General features: G+C 69.8%; 13 protein-coding genes and 1 pseudogene. 12 read left to right on the forward strand and 2 right to left on the reverse strand.

Features of this window, described 5'->3' with window-relative positions; all coding sequences use genetic code 11:
- Nucleotides 1-93 precede the first annotated feature (93 nt).
- The 3 genes from ACFRCG_RS05685 to clpX all read left to right on the forward strand — a co-directional run bounded on the left by ACFRCG_RS05685 (nt 94) and on the right by clpX (nt 2,949).
- Nucleotides 94-735, forward strand: coding sequence for an ATP-dependent Clp protease proteolytic subunit (locus ACFRCG_RS05685; RefSeq protein ID WP_380002931.1), 642 nt, complete (start codon nt 94-96; stop codon nt 733-735).
- 105 nt (nt 736-840) lie between these two features.
- Nucleotides 841-1,503: an ATP-dependent Clp protease proteolytic subunit gene (locus ACFRCG_RS05690; RefSeq protein ID WP_380029116.1), complete on the forward strand. Its 663-nt coding sequence runs from the start codon at nt 841-843 to the stop codon at nt 1,501-1,503.
- 165 nt (nt 1,504-1,668) lie between these two features.
- Entirely contained in the window at nt 1,669-2,949 is a 1,281-nt protein-coding gene (gene clpX / locus ACFRCG_RS05695; protein ID WP_078979485.1) for an ATP-dependent Clp protease ATP-binding subunit ClpX, read from the forward strand.
- A 45-nt stretch (nt 2,950-2,994) separates the two neighbouring features.
- Here the strand turns inward: clpX and ACFRCG_RS05700 are convergent, their stop codons facing one another.
- Both ACFRCG_RS05700 and ACFRCG_RS05705 read right to left on the reverse strand, forming a co-directional pair.
- On the reverse strand, nt 2,995-3,126 hold the full coding sequence (locus ACFRCG_RS05700; protein ID WP_380029118.1) for a hypothetical protein: 132 nt from the start codon (nt 3,124-3,126) through the stop codon (nt 2,995-2,997).
- 132 nt (nt 3,127-3,258) lie between these two features.
- On the reverse strand, nt 3,259-3,969 hold the full coding sequence (locus tag ACFRCG_RS05705; RefSeq protein WP_380029120.1) for a hypothetical protein: 711 nt from the start codon (nt 3,967-3,969) through the stop codon (nt 3,259-3,261).
- Nucleotides 3,970-4,217: 248 nt separating this feature from the next.
- Between ACFRCG_RS05705 and ACFRCG_RS05710 the strand changes: the two genes are divergently transcribed.
- The 9 genes and pseudogenes from ACFRCG_RS05710 (at nt 4,218) to rodA (ending at nt 15,957) form a co-directional block, all read left to right on the forward strand.
- On the forward strand, nt 4,218-6,851 hold the full coding sequence (locus ACFRCG_RS05710; protein ID WP_380029122.1) for a valine--tRNA ligase: 2,634 nt from the start codon (nt 4,218-4,220) through the stop codon (nt 6,849-6,851).
- 85 nt (nt 6,852-6,936) lie between these two features.
- A complete protein-coding gene (locus tag ACFRCG_RS05715) occupies nt 6,937-8,358 on the forward strand; it encodes a bifunctional folylpolyglutamate synthase/dihydrofolate synthase (protein WP_380029124.1) in 1,422 nt (473 codons plus the stop codon).
- Between the two features lie 2 nt (nt 8,359-8,360).
- Nucleotides 8,361-8,696 carry a DUF4233 domain-containing protein gene (locus ACFRCG_RS05720; RefSeq protein WP_380029126.1) on the forward strand — a complete coding sequence of 112 codons (336 nt, stop codon included), beginning with the start codon at nt 8,361-8,363 and terminating at the stop codon, nt 8,694-8,696.
- Nucleotides 8,697-8,876: 180 nt separating this feature from the next.
- A complete protein-coding gene (gene ndk, locus ACFRCG_RS05725) occupies nt 8,877-9,287 on the forward strand; it encodes a nucleoside-diphosphate kinase (RefSeq protein WP_126642646.1) in 411 nt (136 codons plus the stop codon).
- Between the two features lie 430 nt (nt 9,288-9,717).
- Entirely contained in the window at nt 9,718-10,737 is a 1,020-nt protein-coding gene (locus tag ACFRCG_RS05730) for a rod shape-determining protein (protein ID WP_026218256.1), read from the forward strand.
- 113 nt (nt 10,738-10,850) lie between these two features.
- Entirely contained in the window at nt 10,851-11,882 is a 1,032-nt protein-coding gene (gene mreC / locus ACFRCG_RS05735) for a rod shape-determining protein MreC (protein WP_380029128.1), read from the forward strand.
- A gap of 4 nt (nt 11,883-11,886) precedes the next feature.
- Nucleotides 11,887-12,393, forward strand: a pseudogene (gene mreD / locus ACFRCG_RS05740) (rod shape-determining protein MreD); the annotation flags it as partial.
- Nucleotides 12,394-12,442: 49 nt separating this feature from the next.
- On the forward strand, nt 12,443-14,698 hold the full coding sequence (mrdA, locus tag ACFRCG_RS05745; protein ID WP_380029222.1) for a penicillin-binding protein 2: 2,256 nt from the start codon (nt 12,443-12,445) through the stop codon (nt 14,696-14,698).
- Nucleotides 14,699-14,778: 80 nt separating this feature from the next.
- On the forward strand, nt 14,779-15,957 hold the full coding sequence (rodA, locus tag ACFRCG_RS05750) for a rod shape-determining protein RodA (protein WP_380029224.1): 1,179 nt from the start codon (nt 14,779-14,781) through the stop codon (nt 15,955-15,957).
- The last annotated feature ends 112 nt before the right edge of the window (nt 15,958-16,069 follow it).

Raw genomic sequence — 16,069 nt, forward strand, 5'->3', positions numbered from 1 at the left:
TACGAAGGGGGTCACCCGCCACAAAAGCAGGTGCCTCCCAAGGTCGACTTCGTGACGGCTCGGGATTGCCGTCGGAAACGAGCAGGTGGATACGTGACGAATCCGCAGATCGTGACTCCGGGGCTCGCGGTGCCCACTTCGCGTGCATCTCAGCCGGGTGGGATGGGGCTCGACGACCAGGTCTACAACCGGTTGCTGCGCGAGCGGATCATCTTCCTCGGCTCGGTCGTCGAGGACCAGATCGCCAACGCGATCTCCGCCCAGCTTCTGCTGCTGAACGCGGAGGACCCGGAAAAGGACATCTGGCTCTACGTCAACTCGCCCGGTGGCTCCATCACCGCCGGTATGGCGATCTACGACACGATGCAGTGGATCAGCAACGATGTCGCGACCGTCGCGATGGGCCTGGCCGCCTCCATGGGCCAGTTCCTGTTGACCGCCGGAGCCCCCGGCAAGCGCATCGCGCTGGCCAACTCCGAGATCCTGATGCACCAGCCGTCCGCCGGCCTCGGCGGCTCGGCGTCCGACATCAAGATCCAGGCCGAGCAGCTGCTGCGCACCAAGCGCAAGATGACTCACCTGATCGCACACCATTCCGGGCAGACCCCCGAGAAGATCGAGCACGACTCGGACCGCGACCGCTGGTTCTCCGCCGAAGAGGCCAAGGAATACGGCCTGGTGGACCACGTGGTTCGCAGTGCGGCCGAGGTTCCCAACACCGGCAGCACCAGCTGATCCCGGCGTCCGTACCGACCGACCGCACAGCCGACAAGCGCTGACGGCGGTCACCGGTCGCCCGGCAACCGAGTCGAGTCCGCAGTCCCGGAGGGCTGAGATTTCATGAACGACAATCTGTTCCACCGGCCCGAGGGCCTGGCACCCCTGGCCTCGCGCGGCGCCGAGAGCCGCTACGTCCTGCCGCGCTTCATCGAGCGCACGTCGCAGGGCTACCGCGAGCAGGACCCGTACACCAAGCTGTTCGAAGAGCGGATCATCTTCCTCGGCGTCCAGGTCGACGACGCGTCGGCCAACGACGTGATGGCGCAGCTCCTGACGCTCGAGTCGATGGACCCCGATCGGGACATCTCGATGTACATCAACTCGCCCGGCGGGTCCTTCACGGCGCTCACCGCGATCTACGACACGATGCAGTTCGTGCGCCCCGACATCCAGACGGTGTGCATGGGCCAGGCGGCCTCCGCTGCGGCCGTTCTGCTCGCCGCGGGAACTCCGGGCAAGCGAATGGCGCTGCCGAACTCCCGCATCCTCATCCACCAGCCGTACAGTGAAACCGGGCGCGCGCAAGTCAGCGACCTGGAGATCCAGGCTCGTGAGATCCAGCGCATGCGCACCATGCTGGAGACGATGCTCGCCAAGCACACGACCAAGCCGATCGAGCAGATTCGCGACGACATCGAGCGCGACAAGATCCTGACGGCCGAAGAGGCGCTCGCATACGGCCTCATCGACGAGATCACCGCACCTCGGAAGGTCGTCGGCTAGTTGTCCCCGCCCGGTCGGCGGCTTGCCGCCGACCGGACAACGGTGACCGGTTGATGGTCAAAACCGGGGGAAACCGGGGGAGCGGAGATTCCGGCGGGGTACCGTCGAAAGACCAGGCACCAGGTCCGGTACACATCCGGGGCCCAGGCGAAGGAGATGCACCTCGTGGCACGCATCGGTGACGGTGGCGACCTGCTCAAGTGCTCGTTCTGTGGAAAGAGCCAGAAGCAGGTGAAGAAGCTCATTGCCGGTCCGGGTGTCTACATCTGCGACGAGTGCATCGACCTGTGCAACGAGATCATCGAGGAGGAGCTCTCCGAGTCCTCCGAGTTGAAGTTCGAGGAGCTTCCCAAGCCGCGGGAGATCTACGAATTCCTCGACGGCTACGTGGTCGGGCAGGAAGTCGCCAAGAAGGCGCTCTCGGTAGCGGTGTACAACCACTACAAGCGGGTCCAGGCCGGCGAGGCGGGCAAGGCCTCGCGCGACGACGGCGTGGAGCTGGCCAAGTCGAACATCCTGCTGCTCGGGCCGACCGGCTGCGGCAAGACGCTCCTGGCGCAGACCCTGGCCCGGATGCTCAACGTGCCGTTCGCCATCGCCGACGCCACCGCGCTCACCGAGGCGGGCTACGTCGGCGAGGACGTGGAGAACATCCTCCTCAAGCTGATCCAGGCGGCCGACTACGACGTCAAGAAGGCCGAGACCGGGATCATCTACATCGACGAGGTGGACAAGATCGCTCGCAAGAGCGAGAACCCCTCGATCACCCGCGACGTGTCCGGCGAGGGTGTCCAGCAGGCGCTGCTGAAGATCATCGAGGGCACCACCGCGAGTGTGCCGCCGCAGGGCGGGCGCAAGCACCCGCACCAGGAGTTCATCCAGATCGACACGACGAACGTGCTGTTCATCGTGGGCGGCGCGTTCGCCGGCCTGGAGAAGATCATCGAGGGCCGGGTCGGGCGCAAGGGCATCGGCTTCGGCGCGCAGATCCGCTCCAAGCGCGATGTGGAGAGCGCCGACTCGTTCGCCGACGTGATGCCCGAGGACCTGCTCAAGTTCGGCATGATCCCCGAGTTCATCGGCCGGCTCCCGGTGCTCACCTCGGTGCACAACCTGGACCGCGAGGCGCTGATCCAGATCCTGACCGAGCCCAAGAACGCGCTGGTGAAGCAATACCGCCGGCTGTTCGAACTCGACGGTGTCGAGTTGGACTTCGAGATGGAGGCGCTGGAGGCGATCGCCGACCAGGCGATCATGCGCGGCACCGGTGCCCGCGGCCTGCGCGCGATCCTCGAAGAGGTGCTCCAGTCGGTGATGTACGAGGTCCCGTCCCGCAAGGACGTGGCCCGCGTGGTGGTCACCGACCAGGTGGTGCTCAAGCACGTCAACCCCACGCTGGTGCCGCGCGACGTGGTCAAGCGCGAGCGGCGCGACAAGAGCGCCTGAGCGAGGCCGGGTCGGGGTGGAGTGCCGGCGCCCCCGATACCCGGCTCAGCGGGCGGTGCCCGCGCCGACGTCGATCAGGTCGTGCTCGTCGCCCCGCAGGCACATCGCCGTGGTGGGGTTGTGCCGGCAGCGGGGCAGCCCCGGCGGACCGCCGGGCAGCGCCGTCTCCTCGGGCACCGCGGGCCAAACCGGCGGCGGGCGGGGCGGGGTATCCCTTCGGCCCGCCGGGCGCCCGGACCCGGGCGGGAGCCGGTCGCGGGGCCGAACGTCGTCGGTACACCGGCCGGCCCCGCGCGTCGCCGACGGGCGCTACTTCTCCAGGTCCGCGCGCATCGCCTTGAACTTCACCGCGGCCTGGTCCGCCGACAACCGGTCGAAGTACGCCACGGCCGTGGTGTACTTGTCCGCCCACCCGCAGATGGCCGCCGGGCGGGCGTCCTGGGCGGGCACACACTCCAGGGTGCCGCCCAGCGGGCCCGGGTCGTAGCCCTTCATGGCGAGCCCCGACGGGACGCCGCCGTCGGTGGCGGCCACGTAGTCGACCATGCCGCGGACCATGTGCTCCAGACGCTTCCCGTCGATCCCGGTCATCCCGTCCACCCCGACGAACAACACCGAGCGCGGGCCGGACCCGGCCGCGCCGTACGCCGCGACCAGCACGTTGTTCGCGGGCGAGCGCACCTCGCCCGGATCGACCGGGACGTCGCTCGGCCCGTCGAGCAGCCGGGCCAGGCCACCGGCCTGGGCGGACGGCCGCAGCCGCAGGACACCGCCCGAGGTGGACGGCCGGGTCGACGTCGACGGCGCGTTCGACACGTCCTTGCCGGGCGGCAGGGTCGGCGGCTTGGTGACGGCCGCGGTCGACCCGGCGTTGTCCGGCAGGGCCGTCGCGGGTTGTGCCGGGCCGCTCCGGTCGGCCTTGTCGTCCTTGTCGTCCTTGGCCTGGCAACCCGTCAGCACGGTCGCCCCGAGCAGCGAGACGGTGACGGCGGTGAGCAGTGTCGTGGTGCGAGTGCGCACGAAAATCCCCCCGGATTCGAGAACTCACGGATATCGGGCCGCTCCCGAGGCTGCGACCGACGCGTGATCGGCGAAACCGGAACGGCTCGTACCGCAAACTAGCGGTGCCCGCCGATCGGCGGGGTCGCGGTGACAGCACGGTGACAAGCGCGGGACGCCGTCGACGCGAAACCGGCCCGCGCCCGCCGCGCCATCGCGCGTTCCCCGCCGCGTCGAAGGTGCCCACGCGCCTTCCGTAGACTGGGGCGGTGACCGAGAACACCACTCCCGCAGCCGCTGCCGCCGAGCAGCCGCAGGCCCTTCCCTCCCAGTACACCCCCGCCGAGGTAGAGGGGAAGCTGTACGAGCGCTGGGTAGCCGCGGGTTGGTTCGAGGCCGACGCCAAGAGCGACAAGCCGCCGTACACGATCGTCATCCCGCCGCCGAACGTGACCGGGCAGTTGCACCTCGGTCACGCGTTCCAGCACACGCTGATGGACGCGCTCACCCGCCGCAAGCGCATGCAGGGCTTCGAGGCGCTGTGGCTGCCCGGCATGGACCACGCCGGCATCGCCACCCAGAACGTGGTCGAGCGCGAGCTGGCCAAGGAGGGCAAGTCGCGGCACGATCTGGGCCGCGAGGCGTTCGTGGACCGGGTCTGGCAGTGGAAGGAAGAGTACGGCGGGAGGATCCTCGGCCAGATGCGCCGACTCGGCGACGGCGTCGACTGGTCGCGTGAGCGCTTCACCATGGACGAGGGCCTGTCCCGGGCCGTGCAGACCATCTTCAAGCGGCTCTACGACGACGAGCTGATCTACCGCGCCGAGCGCATCATCAACTGGTGTCCGCGCTGTCTGACCGCGATCTCCGACATCGAGGTCGAGCACCAGGACGACGAGGGCGAGCTGGTCTCGATCCGCTACGGCGACGGCGACGCCTCGATCGTGGTGGCCACCACCCGCGCCGAGACCATGCTCGGCGACACGGCCGTCGCGGTGCACCCGAGCGACGAGCGCTACACGCACCTGATCGGCACCGAGATCGAACTGCCGCTCACCGGTCGGCGGATCCCGATCGTGGCCGACGAGCACGTGGACCCCGAGTTCGGCACCGGCGCGGTCAAGGTGACCCCGGCGCACGACCCGAACGACTTCGAGATCGGCCGCCGGCACGACCTGCCGATGCCGACGATCATGGACGAGCGCGCGATCGTCACGGCACACGGGCCGTTCCAGGGCCTGGACCGCTACGAGGCGCGCTTCGCGATCGTGGCCGCGCTGCGCGAGCAGGGCCGGATCGTCGCCGAGAAGCGCCCGTACACCCACGCCGTGGGGCACTGCTCGCGCTGCAAGACCACCGTCGAGCCGCGCCTGTCCATGCAGTGGTGGGTCAGGGTCGAGCCGCTGGCAAAGGCCGCCGGCGACGCGGTGCGCGACGGCCGGGTGGCCATCCACCCGCAGGAGCTGGCCGGGCGCTACTTCGCCTGGGTCGACAACATGCACGACTGGTGCATCTCGCGGCAGCTGTGGTGGGGCCACCGCATCCCGGTCTGGTACGGCCCGAACGGCGAGACGGTCTGCGTGGGCCCGAACGACGAGGCGCCCACCGGCGAGGGCTGGACGCAGGACACCGACGTGCTGGACACGTGGTTCTCCTCCGGCCTGTGGCCCTTCTCCACCCTCGGCTGGCCCGAACAGACCGCCGACCTGGCCAAGTTCTATCCGACCGACGTGCTGCTCACCGGCCACGACATCATCTTCTTCTGGGTCGCCCGGATGATGATGTTCGGCCTGTACGCGATGGACGGCCAGGCGCCGTTCCACACCATCACGCTCACCGGCCTGGTCCGCGACCAGTTCGGCAAGAAGATGTCCAAGTCGTTCGGCAACGTGGTCGACCCGATCGACTGGATGGACGCGTACGGCACCGACGCGCTGCGCTTCACCCTGGCCCGCGGCGCCAACCCGGGCACCGACGTGCCGATCGGCGAGGACTGGGTCCAGGGCTCGCGCAACTTCTGCAACAAGATCTGGAACGCCACCCGGTTCGCGCTGATGAACGGCGCCACCGTCGAGGGCCCGATGCCGGCCGCCGAGCACCTGTCGGCGACCGATCGCTGGATCCTGTCCCGCCTGGACGCGGTGGTGGCGGAGGTGGACGCCTACTACGAGGACTACCAGTTCGCGAAGTTGTCCGACACGCTGTTCCACTTCGCCTGGGACGAGGTCTTCGACTGGTACGTCGAGCTGGCCAAACTCCCGCTCAACGGCGACGACGAGGCCGCGGCCCGGGCCACCCGGCGCGTGCTCGGCCACGTGCTCGACGTGACGCTGCGGCTGCTGCACCCGGTCGTGCCGTTCGTCACCGAGGAGTTGTGGACCACGCTCACCGGCGGCGAGTCGCTGGTGGTCGCCGAATGGCCGCGGGCCGGCGGGTTCGCCGACCCGGCCGCCGAGGCGGAGATCACCACCCTCCAGCAGGTGGTCACCGAGGTCCGCCGATTCCGCTCGGACCAGGGCCTCAAGCCCGGCCAGCGGGTGCCGGCCAACATCTCGCTCGCGGGCACCACGATCGCCGCGCACGAGGCGGCGCTGCGGCAGCTCGCCCGCTGCACGCCGGCCGGCGAGGGCTTCTCGGCGACCACGTCCTTCCCGGTCGCGGGCGCGTTGATCGAGCTGGACCTGTCCGGCGCGATCGACTTCGCCGCCGAGCGCAAGCGGCTGTCCAAGGACCTGGCCGAGGCGCGGAAGGTCCACGACGTGAACACCAAGAAGCTCGGCAACGCGGGCTTCCTGGCCAAGGCCGCCCCCGACGTGGTGGACAAGGTCCGGGAGAAGCTGGCCGGCGCCGAGGCCGACATCGCACGCATCGAGGGCCAGTTGGACCGGCTGCCCTCCGCCTGACCCGTACGGCCGCGCGGCCCGGGCACCTCCGGGCCGCGCGCACGGCCGGCACTCGACCAGCTCCCGAAGAACTCGATCAGAACCGGTGACACCTGTGACAGACCCCGCCGAGGCCCTGGCCGCACAGCGCGCCGTCGAGGCCGAACTGGTCGGGCGCTGGCCCGAGACCAAGCTCGACCCCTCCACCGAACGTGTGGTCGCGCTGATGGACGTGCTCGGCCAACCCCAGCGGGCCTACCCGGTCATCCACATCACCGGCACCAACGGCAAGACCAGCACGGCCCGGATGATCGAGAGCCTGCTGGGCGCGCTGCGCCTGCGCACCGGCCGCTACACCAGCCCGCACGTCGAGTCGATGACCGAGCGGATCAGCCTGGACGGCGAGCCGATCAGCGCGGAACGCTTCGTCGAGACCTACCGCGACATCCAGCCCTACATCGACATCGTCGACGCCGCGCAGCCGTACCGGTTGTCCTTCTTCGAGGTGATCACCGCCATGGCGTACGCGGCGTTCGCCGACGCGCCGGTGGACGTCGCGGTGGTCGAGGTCGGCATGGGCGGCACGTGGGACGCGACCAACGTGGTCGACGGCACGGTCGCGGTGGTCACCCCGATCGCGGTCGACCACGCCAACCGGCTCGGCTCCACGCCCGGCGAGATCGCGGTGGAAAAGGCCGGGATCATCAAGAAGGACAGCCTGGTCGTGCTGGCCCGCCAGCCCGTCGACGCCGCCGAGTCGCTGCTGCGGCGCGCGGTCGAGGTGGACGCGACGGTGGCCCGCGAGGGCATGGAGTTCGGCGTGGTCCGGCGCGACCTCGCGGTCGGCGGCCAGTTGCTCACCCTGCGCGGTCTCGCCGGGGAGTACGAGGACGTCTTCCTGCCGCTGCACGGCATGCACCAGGCGGAGAACGCCGCGGTGGCGCTGGCCGCCGTGGAGGCGTTCCTGGGCGTCGGCACGGCGGATCGACCCGGGCTCACCGGCGCCGGCGCGCTGGACGCCGACCTGGTCCGCGAGGCGTTCGCGTCGGTCACCTCGCCGGGTCGGCTGGAAGTGGTCCGACGCAGCCCCACCGTGCTGATCGACGCCGCGCACAACCCCGCCGGCGCCCTGGCCACGGCCCGCGCGATGACCGACTCGTTCGACTTCCGGCACCTGGTCGGGGTGGTCGCGGTCATGGCCGACAAGGACGTCAGGGGCGTCCTGGAGGCCCTGGAGCCGGTGCTCGCCGAGGTCGTGGTCACGCAGAACTCGCAGCCGCGCGCGATGCCCGTCGACGAACTCGCCGCGCTCGCCGTCGAGGTCTTCGGCGCCGACCGGGTGGACGTACAGCCCGCGCTGCCCGAGGCGATCGATGCCGCGGTCACCCTGGCCGAGGAGGAGGGCGACCTCGGCGGCGCCGGCGTCCTGATCACCGGCTCGGTGGTCACCGTCGGCGAGGCGCGGGTGTTGCTCAAGGGCGGCGCACGCGAGGGCGGAACCGGCCGGACCGACGGAAGGAACGCCTGAGGATGCGCGCGCTGTGTTCGACCCACCTGATCGGCCAGGCCCTGGTGATCTGCCTGGCCGCGTTGGTCGCCATGCAACTCACCGACATCTCCACCGGGGTGTTGTGGGCGGTCGCGGGGCCCTCGGCGCTGGTGTGCGTGTGGTTGTGCGCCAAGCTGGGGGAGCCGTGGGCGATCACCGCGGGCTGGGTGCTCCAGGCCGGCCTGTTCCTGACCGGTTTCGTGGTCCCGATGATGTTCCTGATCGGCGTGGTGTTCGGCCTCATCTGGTACGGCTGCATCCGGGTCGGGCGGATCATCGACGCCGCCAAGGCGGCCCGCGCGGCCACGGCCGAGTGATCCGGGATACGGCCGAATGGTCCGGGCGTTACCCCGGATAGGCTCTGGGCGTTGACCCATTCGCAGGGTCGCGCCACCCGTACGTCGCATCATCCGTACGTCGCATCATCCGTACGGTGCGATACCCGTACGGCGCAACACCCGTACCCAGCCCCCCTCTCCGATCAAGCAAGGAGCCCCATGTCCGAGCGCACGCTCGTCCTGGTCAAGCCGGACGGAGTCCGGCGCGGTCTCGTCGGCGAGGTCATCGGCCGCATCGAGCGCAAGGGCTTCACCCTGACCGCGCTCGATCTGCGCGTGATGGACCGCGAGACGATCGAGCGGCACTACGCCGAGCACGAGGGCAAGCCGTTCTACGCCCCGCTCGTGGAGTTCATGACCTCGGCGCCGTCGGTGGCGATGATCGTCGAGGGCGAGCGCGTGATCGAGTCGTTCCGCACGCTCGCGGGCGTCACCGACCCGATCAAGGCCCTGCCGGGCACGATTCGCGGCGACTTCGCCACCATCACCCGGGAGAACATCGTGCACGGCTCCGACTCGGTGGAGTCGGCCGAGCGCGAGATCAAGAACTTCTTCCCCGAGCACGCCTGACGGTTCGGCCGCGACGCCCCGGGCGGATCCCGCGATCGCGACCCGCGCGTCGGGCCGGACCCCGTGCCGGCACGATCCCCGGAGCCGCGCGACGCGCGCGGGCCGCACCGGGCGTCGAATTTTTTCACGACCACGCCGGGTGCGTCCGCGCGCGATCGCGGGAGGTGCCGATCGGGCGCCGTGCGTGCGCTGTTAGAGGGAAATCCCTCCATTCGCCGCGCGTGGCACGCAACCCCTCACCCGGTGATCACGTCATGGTGGATGGAGGGTGCAGCCGTGCCCCCGGAACATCGTGGTTCTACCGCCGTTACACCGTGCCTACGATTGTGGTCGGCCGGTTCGGCGTCCCGGACGCGACGTCCCCCGGCCGGCTCATGTCCTCATGGCTACGAGCTCGGGAAGGCCCTAGGTTCTTTTTATGGCGAACAACTTGTCGTTCATCGGTCGTGACATGGCGGTCGACCTCGGTACGGCCAACACGCTGGTGTACGTCAGAGGCCGCGGCATCGTATTGAACGAGCCGTCGGTGGTCGCCAAGAACACCACGACCGGGGGCATCCTGGCGGTCGGCGCCGAGGCGAAGAAGATGATCGGGCGCACGCCCGGCAACATCGTGGCGATCCGACCGCTCAAGGACGGCGTGATCGCCGACTTCGAGATCACCGAGCGGATGTTGCGCTACTTCATCCTCAAGGTGCACCGTCGCCGCTACCTGGCCCGTCCGCGCGTGGTGATCTGCGTGCCCTCCGGCATCACCGGCGTCGAGCGCCGCGCGGTGGTCGAGGCGTCCAGCCAGGCCGGCGCGCGCAGCGTGCACATCATCGAGGAACCCATGGCCGCCGCGATCGGCGCCGGCCTGCCGGTGCACGAGGCGACCGGCAACATGGTCGTCGACATCGGCGGCGGCACCACCGAGGTGGCGGTGATCTCGCTCGGCGGGATCGTCACCGCGCAGTCGATCCGGGTGGCCGGCGACGAGTTGGACAACGCGATCATCGCCTACGTCAAGAAGGAATACTCGCTGCTGTTGGGCGAGCGCAGTGCCGAGGAAATCAAGATGTCGATCGGCTCGGCCTTCGACCTCGGCGAGGACGAGCACAGCGAGATCCGCGGCCGCGACCTGGTCAGCGGGCTGCCGAAGACGATCGTGATCTCCACCTCCGAGGTCCGCAAGGCCATCGAGGAACCGGTCAACACCATCGTGGACGCGGTCAAGAGCACCCTGGACCAGTGTCCGCCCGAACTCGCCGGCGACGTGATGGATCGCGGCATCGTGCTCACCGGTGGCGGCGCCCTGCTGCGCGGCCTCGACGAGCGGCTGCGGACCGAGACCGGCATGCCGATCCACATCGCCGACAACCCGCTGGACTCGGTGGCTCTGGGCGCGGGCAAGTGCGTCGAGGAGTACGAGAAGCTTCAGCAGGTACTGGACGCCCAACCGCGCCGCTGACCGAGCCGACGGAGGCGGTCGGCCGTACGCGCCGCCCTCCGTGCCCGATCCGGCGCGGCCACACCACAACTGCCCACCAGCGCCGCAATGTACGAAAGGGGCGGGCGCGCATCGTGAGGGACTCCCGGCATGGTCGGCTGGTCCTCGTGCTGCTGCTGGCGATCTCTTTCGCCCTCATCACCGTGGACATCCGCGGTGGCCGGAACTCGCCCATCGCGAACGTGCGCGACTGGGCCTCGGCCGTGTTCGGTCCCGCCGAACGCGGCGTGTCCGCCGCCGTGGATCCCGTCGGCCGGGCCGTGAACGCGGTCAAGGACGCGGGTTCCCACGAGGGCGAGAAGAAGCGCCTGCAGGACGAGAACGCCAAACTCCGGCAACAGGTGGACAACATCGAGTTCGACCGCAATCGCGCGGCCGAACTCGACAAACTGCTCAAGGTATCGGCGGCCGGCCAGTATCGGATCAAGCCCGCGCGCGTGGTCGCCATCGGCCCCGCCCAGGGCTTCTCCTGGACGGTCACCATCGACGCGGGCGCCGGCGACGGCATCAAGCCCGACATGACCGTGATCAACGGCGACGGTCTGGTCGGGCGGGTGACCCAGGTCGGCCCGATGACCTCGACCGTGCTGCTCGCCACCGACCCCGGCTTCTCGGTCGGCTCGCGCCTGGCGGGGTCGATGGAAATAGGGATCACTTCCGGCCGCGGCAGCAAGCCGATGAACCTCAAGCTGCTCAACGGACAGGCCCAGGTCAAGAAGGGCGACCGGCTGGTGACGTTCGGCTCGCAGGGCGGCAAGCCCTTCGTGCCGGGCGTGCCGGTGGGTGAGGTCGCCGAGGTGCGCAACACCCCGGGCGAGTTGACCCGCAGCGTCGAGGTGAAGTCCTACGTGCACTTCTCCAGCCTGGACACGGTGGGCGTGGTGATCGAGCCGCCGCGCACCGATCCGCGCGACTCGATACTGCCGCCCGCGCCGACCCCGGAGACACCCGCCCCGCCGCCCGTGCAGCAGGCGCCGCCCGCGCCGCCGGCGAGCACCGAGCCGCCGCGCGGCGCCACGGCCGCGAAGCCGGCCACGGCGGGCAACCGCAGCACCAACGCCAAGCCGCCGGCGGGCGGCACGACCCCACCGACCGGAAGGGACTGAGACGGTGCGGATCTCCCGCGTGTTCTACGCCGCGTTGCTGATCGTCATCGCGCTCGTGGTCCAGGTGAGCGTGCTCGCCCGGCTCGGTCTGCCCGGCGCGGTGCCGGACCTGCTGCTGCTGGTGGTGGTCGGACTCGCGCTGGCGTACGGGCCGACCTCGGGGTGCGTGATCGGCTTCGCGGCGGGCCTGTGCGCCGACCTGGCGCCGCCGGCGGACCACGCGGCCGGGCGGTACGCGTTCGTGTTGTGCCTGACCGGCTACGTGGCGGGCATGTTCGCCTCCCGCCACCCCCGGCGCTCGGTGCTCACCCCGATCGCGGTGGTCGCGATCGCCGCGGCCGGCACCACCGTGCTGTACGCGGCGGTCGGCGCGCTGGTCGGCGACGGGGCGGTGCGCGAGGTGGGGCTGACCAAGCTGCTGCTGACCGCGGTGCTCTACGACGCGATCCTGGCCCCGTTCGTGGTCCCGTGGGTGATGGCGCTGGCCCGCAAGGTGGATCCGAAACCGCTGCTCTCGGGCCTGTCCCGGTAGGGGGTGACCGAACCGGATGCGCAAACGTATGCCCAGCCTGCTCAACGCCGGGCGATCGCGAGGGGACGGCGCGCACACCGTGCGTGCCCGGATGGTGATCCTGCTGATCCTGGTCCTGTCGCTGATGGTCACCCTCTTCGGCCGGCTCTGGTACCTCCAGATCCGCGAGGGCGACCACTACGCGGCGGCGGCCACACAGAACGCGGTCCGGGACGTGGTGACGCCCGCGGTCCGCGGTCGAATCCTCGACGACAAGGGCCGACCGCTGGTGAACAACCGCACCGCGTTGGTGGTGTCGGTCAGCCGTACCGAGTTGATGCGCATGCCGGACCTGGGCACGGCCGTGCTGACCCGGCTGGCCAAGGTGTTGGAACTGCCGGTCGACGAGGTCAAGGCGCGCACCCGGCTGTGTGAGCGCAACGTGCCCAAGCCGTGCTGGAACGGCTCGCCGTACCAGCCGATCCCGGTCACGGACAACGCCACCACCGAGCAGGCGCTGACCATCATGGAGCACCGCGAGGAGTTCCCCGGGGTGACCGCCGAGCCCACCGCCGTGCGCCAGTACCCGGCGCCCGAGGGGGCCAACGGCGCGCACGTGGTCGGCTACCTCTCGCCGGTCTCCGACGACGAGTTGAGCAAGCAGAAGGCCGAGGGCAAGAAGGACCTCCAGCGCGCCGACGAGGTCGGCCGCAGCGGTCTGGAGCGCACCTACGACGCCGACCTGCGCGGCAAGTCCGGGGTTACCGGGCTGTCCGTGGACCACCTGGGCCGGGTCACCGGCACCGTCTCGGAGACGCCGCCGGTGGCCGGGAACCACCTGGTCACCAGCATCGACGCGAAGATCCAGGCGATCACCGAGCAGCAGCTGGACGAGGCGATGAAGCGGGCGCGCGCGACCTACGACGCGGGCAACACGCACAAGAACTTCATCGCCGACGCGGGCGCGGCGGTGGTGATGGACATCAAGACCGGGCGGGTGATCGCGATGGCGAGCGCGCCCAACTACGACCCGTCGGTGTGGGTGGGCGGCATCTCGCCGCAGGACTACAAGGCGCTCACCGACGAGAAGGCCGGTGTGCCGCTGGTGTCGCGGGCCATACAGGGTCAGTTCGCGCCGGGCTCGATCTTCAAGGTGGTCTCCACCTCGGCCGCGGCCGAGTCGGGCTACTCCACCAAGGCCAACTACGACTGCTCGCCCAGCATCTCGGTCGGCGGCACGACCTTCAACAACCTGGAGTCCAGGGGCTACGGCCCGATCTCGCTCCAGCGCGCGCTGGAGGTCTCCTGCAACACCGTCTTCTACGGCATCGGCTACGACATGTGGCTCAAGGACGGCGGGATCTTCGGGAAGAGCCCCAAGGACCCGATGGTGACCATGGCCAAGAACTACGGCCTGGGCGCCCCCACCGGCATCGACCTGCCCGGCGAGTCGGGCGGGCGGATCGCCGACCGGGCCTGGAAGAAGCGCAACTGGGAGCAGAACAAGGACGCGTGGTGCAAGCAGGGCAACACCGGCAACGAGTACGTGGACAAGATCGCCAAGGAGAACTGCGTCGACGGCTGGCAGTTCCGCGCCGGTGACGCGATCAACTTCGCGATCGGCCAGGGCGACACCACGGTCACCCCGTTGCAGATGGCCCGGGTGTACGCGGCGATCGCCAACGGCGGCACGTTGTGGAAGCCGACCATCGGCAAGGCCGTGGTCAGCCCCGACGGCAAGCTGGTGCGCGAGATCCAGCCACAGGCCGCGGGCAAGGTGCCGGTCGGCGAGGCCACCATGAAGTACCTGCAGAACGCGCTGATCGGCGTCGAGATGAACGGCACCGCGGCCGGCGTGTTCGCCAACTGGCCGAACGCGCAGATGCCGATAGCGGCCAAGACCGGCACCGGCTCGGTGTACGGCAAGCAGAGCACGTCGTGGTTCGCCACCTACGGCGGGTCCAAGGACGGTCCGCAGTACGCCGTGGTGATGATGGTCAGCCAGGGCGGTACCGGCTCCGGCACCTCGGGTCCGTCGGTGCGCAAGATCTACGAGGCGCTGCTCGGCGTGGACGAGAAGGGCGCGATCGACCCGAGCAAGGCGCTGTTGCCCAGCCCGCCCGCGGACCTGCCGCACATCCAGGCGGACGGGACGGTGACCCCCGTCTCCTTCCGGGCACCGTCCCTCCTGTCGCCGGCACATCCGTTCGGCGACGGTGACGGGCGCACGGTGGACGTGGCCGCTTTCGGGCCCGGGGCACTGCCACCCGAGCGGGTGACCTACCGGACCGGGAGAGGGACATGAACCTGAACCTGAACCTGCGACTGCGGCCCGCCTCGCGGGTGGCCGGATTCGGGACACCGGACCTGGGCCGTCTGGCACCGGTGTTCACCCCGCGCCGGTCGATCACCCGGCAGATCATCGAGCGCGACGCGCCGGTGCGCCGATTGGACTGGCTGCTGCTCGGCCCGGCGCTGCTGTTGTCGGGGGTGGGCTCGCTGCTGGTCTGGTCGGCGACCCGCAATCGGCGCGGACTCACCGGCGGCGATCCGCAGTTCTTCTTCAAGCGGCACCTGCTCAACCTGGCGATCGGGTTGGTGCTGGCCACGGCGGTGGCGATAATCGGTCACCGTCGGATCCGGGCGTTCTCCCCGATAGTGGCGATCGTGGCCGTGCTCGGGTTGTTCGCGGCGCTGAGCCCGTTGGGCAGCACGGTCAACGGGGCACGGGCGTGGATCCAGATCGGCGGCGGCTTCTCGCTGCAACCGGCCGAGCTGGTCAAGATCGGGATCATCCTGTGCATGGGGATGATCCTGTCCGAGCGGGTGGATACCGGGGACCTGGCCAGACCGGGCGAAAAGGCCGTGTTCTGGGCGTTGGTGGTGGCCGCGGTGCCGATGGCGGTGATCATGCTGATGCCCGACATGGGGTCGGTCATGGTGATCGCGATGATCGTGCTGTGTGTGCTGCTCGCCTCCGGCGCGCGGGCGCGGTGGATGGTGCTGATGTTCGCTCTCGCCGGGGCCGGCGCGGCGGCGGTGATGCACTTCGGGCTGCTCAGCGAGTACCAGATCGACCGGTTCCGGGCCTTCGCCGACCCGAGCTTCGATCCGGGGGGCGTCGGCTACAACACGGCCATGGCGCGGCTTGCGATCGGCTCGGGCGGGCTGACCGGGCAGGGGCTGTTCCACGGCGAGCAGACCAGCGGCTCGTATGTACCCGAACAGCAGACCGACTTCGTCTTCTCGGTGGCCGGCGAGGAACTGGGCTTCGTCGGCAGCGCGGTGATCATCGGGTTGTTCGCGCTGCTGCTGTGGCGCGGTATCCGGATCGCGCTGCACGCCGACGACCTGTTCGGCACGATCGTCGCGGCGGGTGTGGTCGGCTGGTTCGCCTTCCAGGCGTTCGAGAACATGGGGATGAACCTCGGCATCATGCCGGTGGCCGGGCTGCCGCTGCCGTTCGTCTCCTACGGCGGATCGTCGATGTTCGCCGTGTGGATGGGGATAGGGCTGTTGCAGTCGGTGCACATGAGACACGCCGGCGCCTTCAAATCCGCCTGATCGTACTGGTCGCACCCCTGATCGCACCCTGTGCGGGCGGGCTCTCGCCGACATCTCGGTAGGGGGTCCGCCCGTGTCGCGTTAGGCTGGGAGGTCGATCACCCTTCCCGCA

It is taken from the genome of Embleya sp. NPDC056575, assembly GCF_042793325.1.
Classification (GTDB): domain Bacteria; phylum Actinomycetota; class Actinomycetes; order Streptomycetales; family Streptomycetaceae; genus Embleya.

Bases quoted from the DNA above. Each gene is read 5' to 3' on its own strand.
- ACFRCG_RS05720 (WP_380029126.1), top strand. From the start codon at position 8,361: ATGCGCGCGCTGTGTTCGACCCACCTGATCGGCCAGGCCCTGGTGATC.
- ndk (WP_126642646.1), top strand. From the start codon at position 8,877: ATGTCCGAGCGCACGCTCGTCCTGGTCAAGCCGGACGGAGTCCGGCGC.
- ACFRCG_RS05690 (WP_380029116.1), top strand. From the start codon at position 841: ATGAACGACAATCTGTTCCACCGGCCCGAGGGCCTGGCACCCCTGGCC.
- mrdA (WP_380029222.1), top strand. From the start codon at position 12,443: ATGCCCAGCCTGCTCAACGCCGGGCGATCGCGAGGGGACGGCGCGCAC.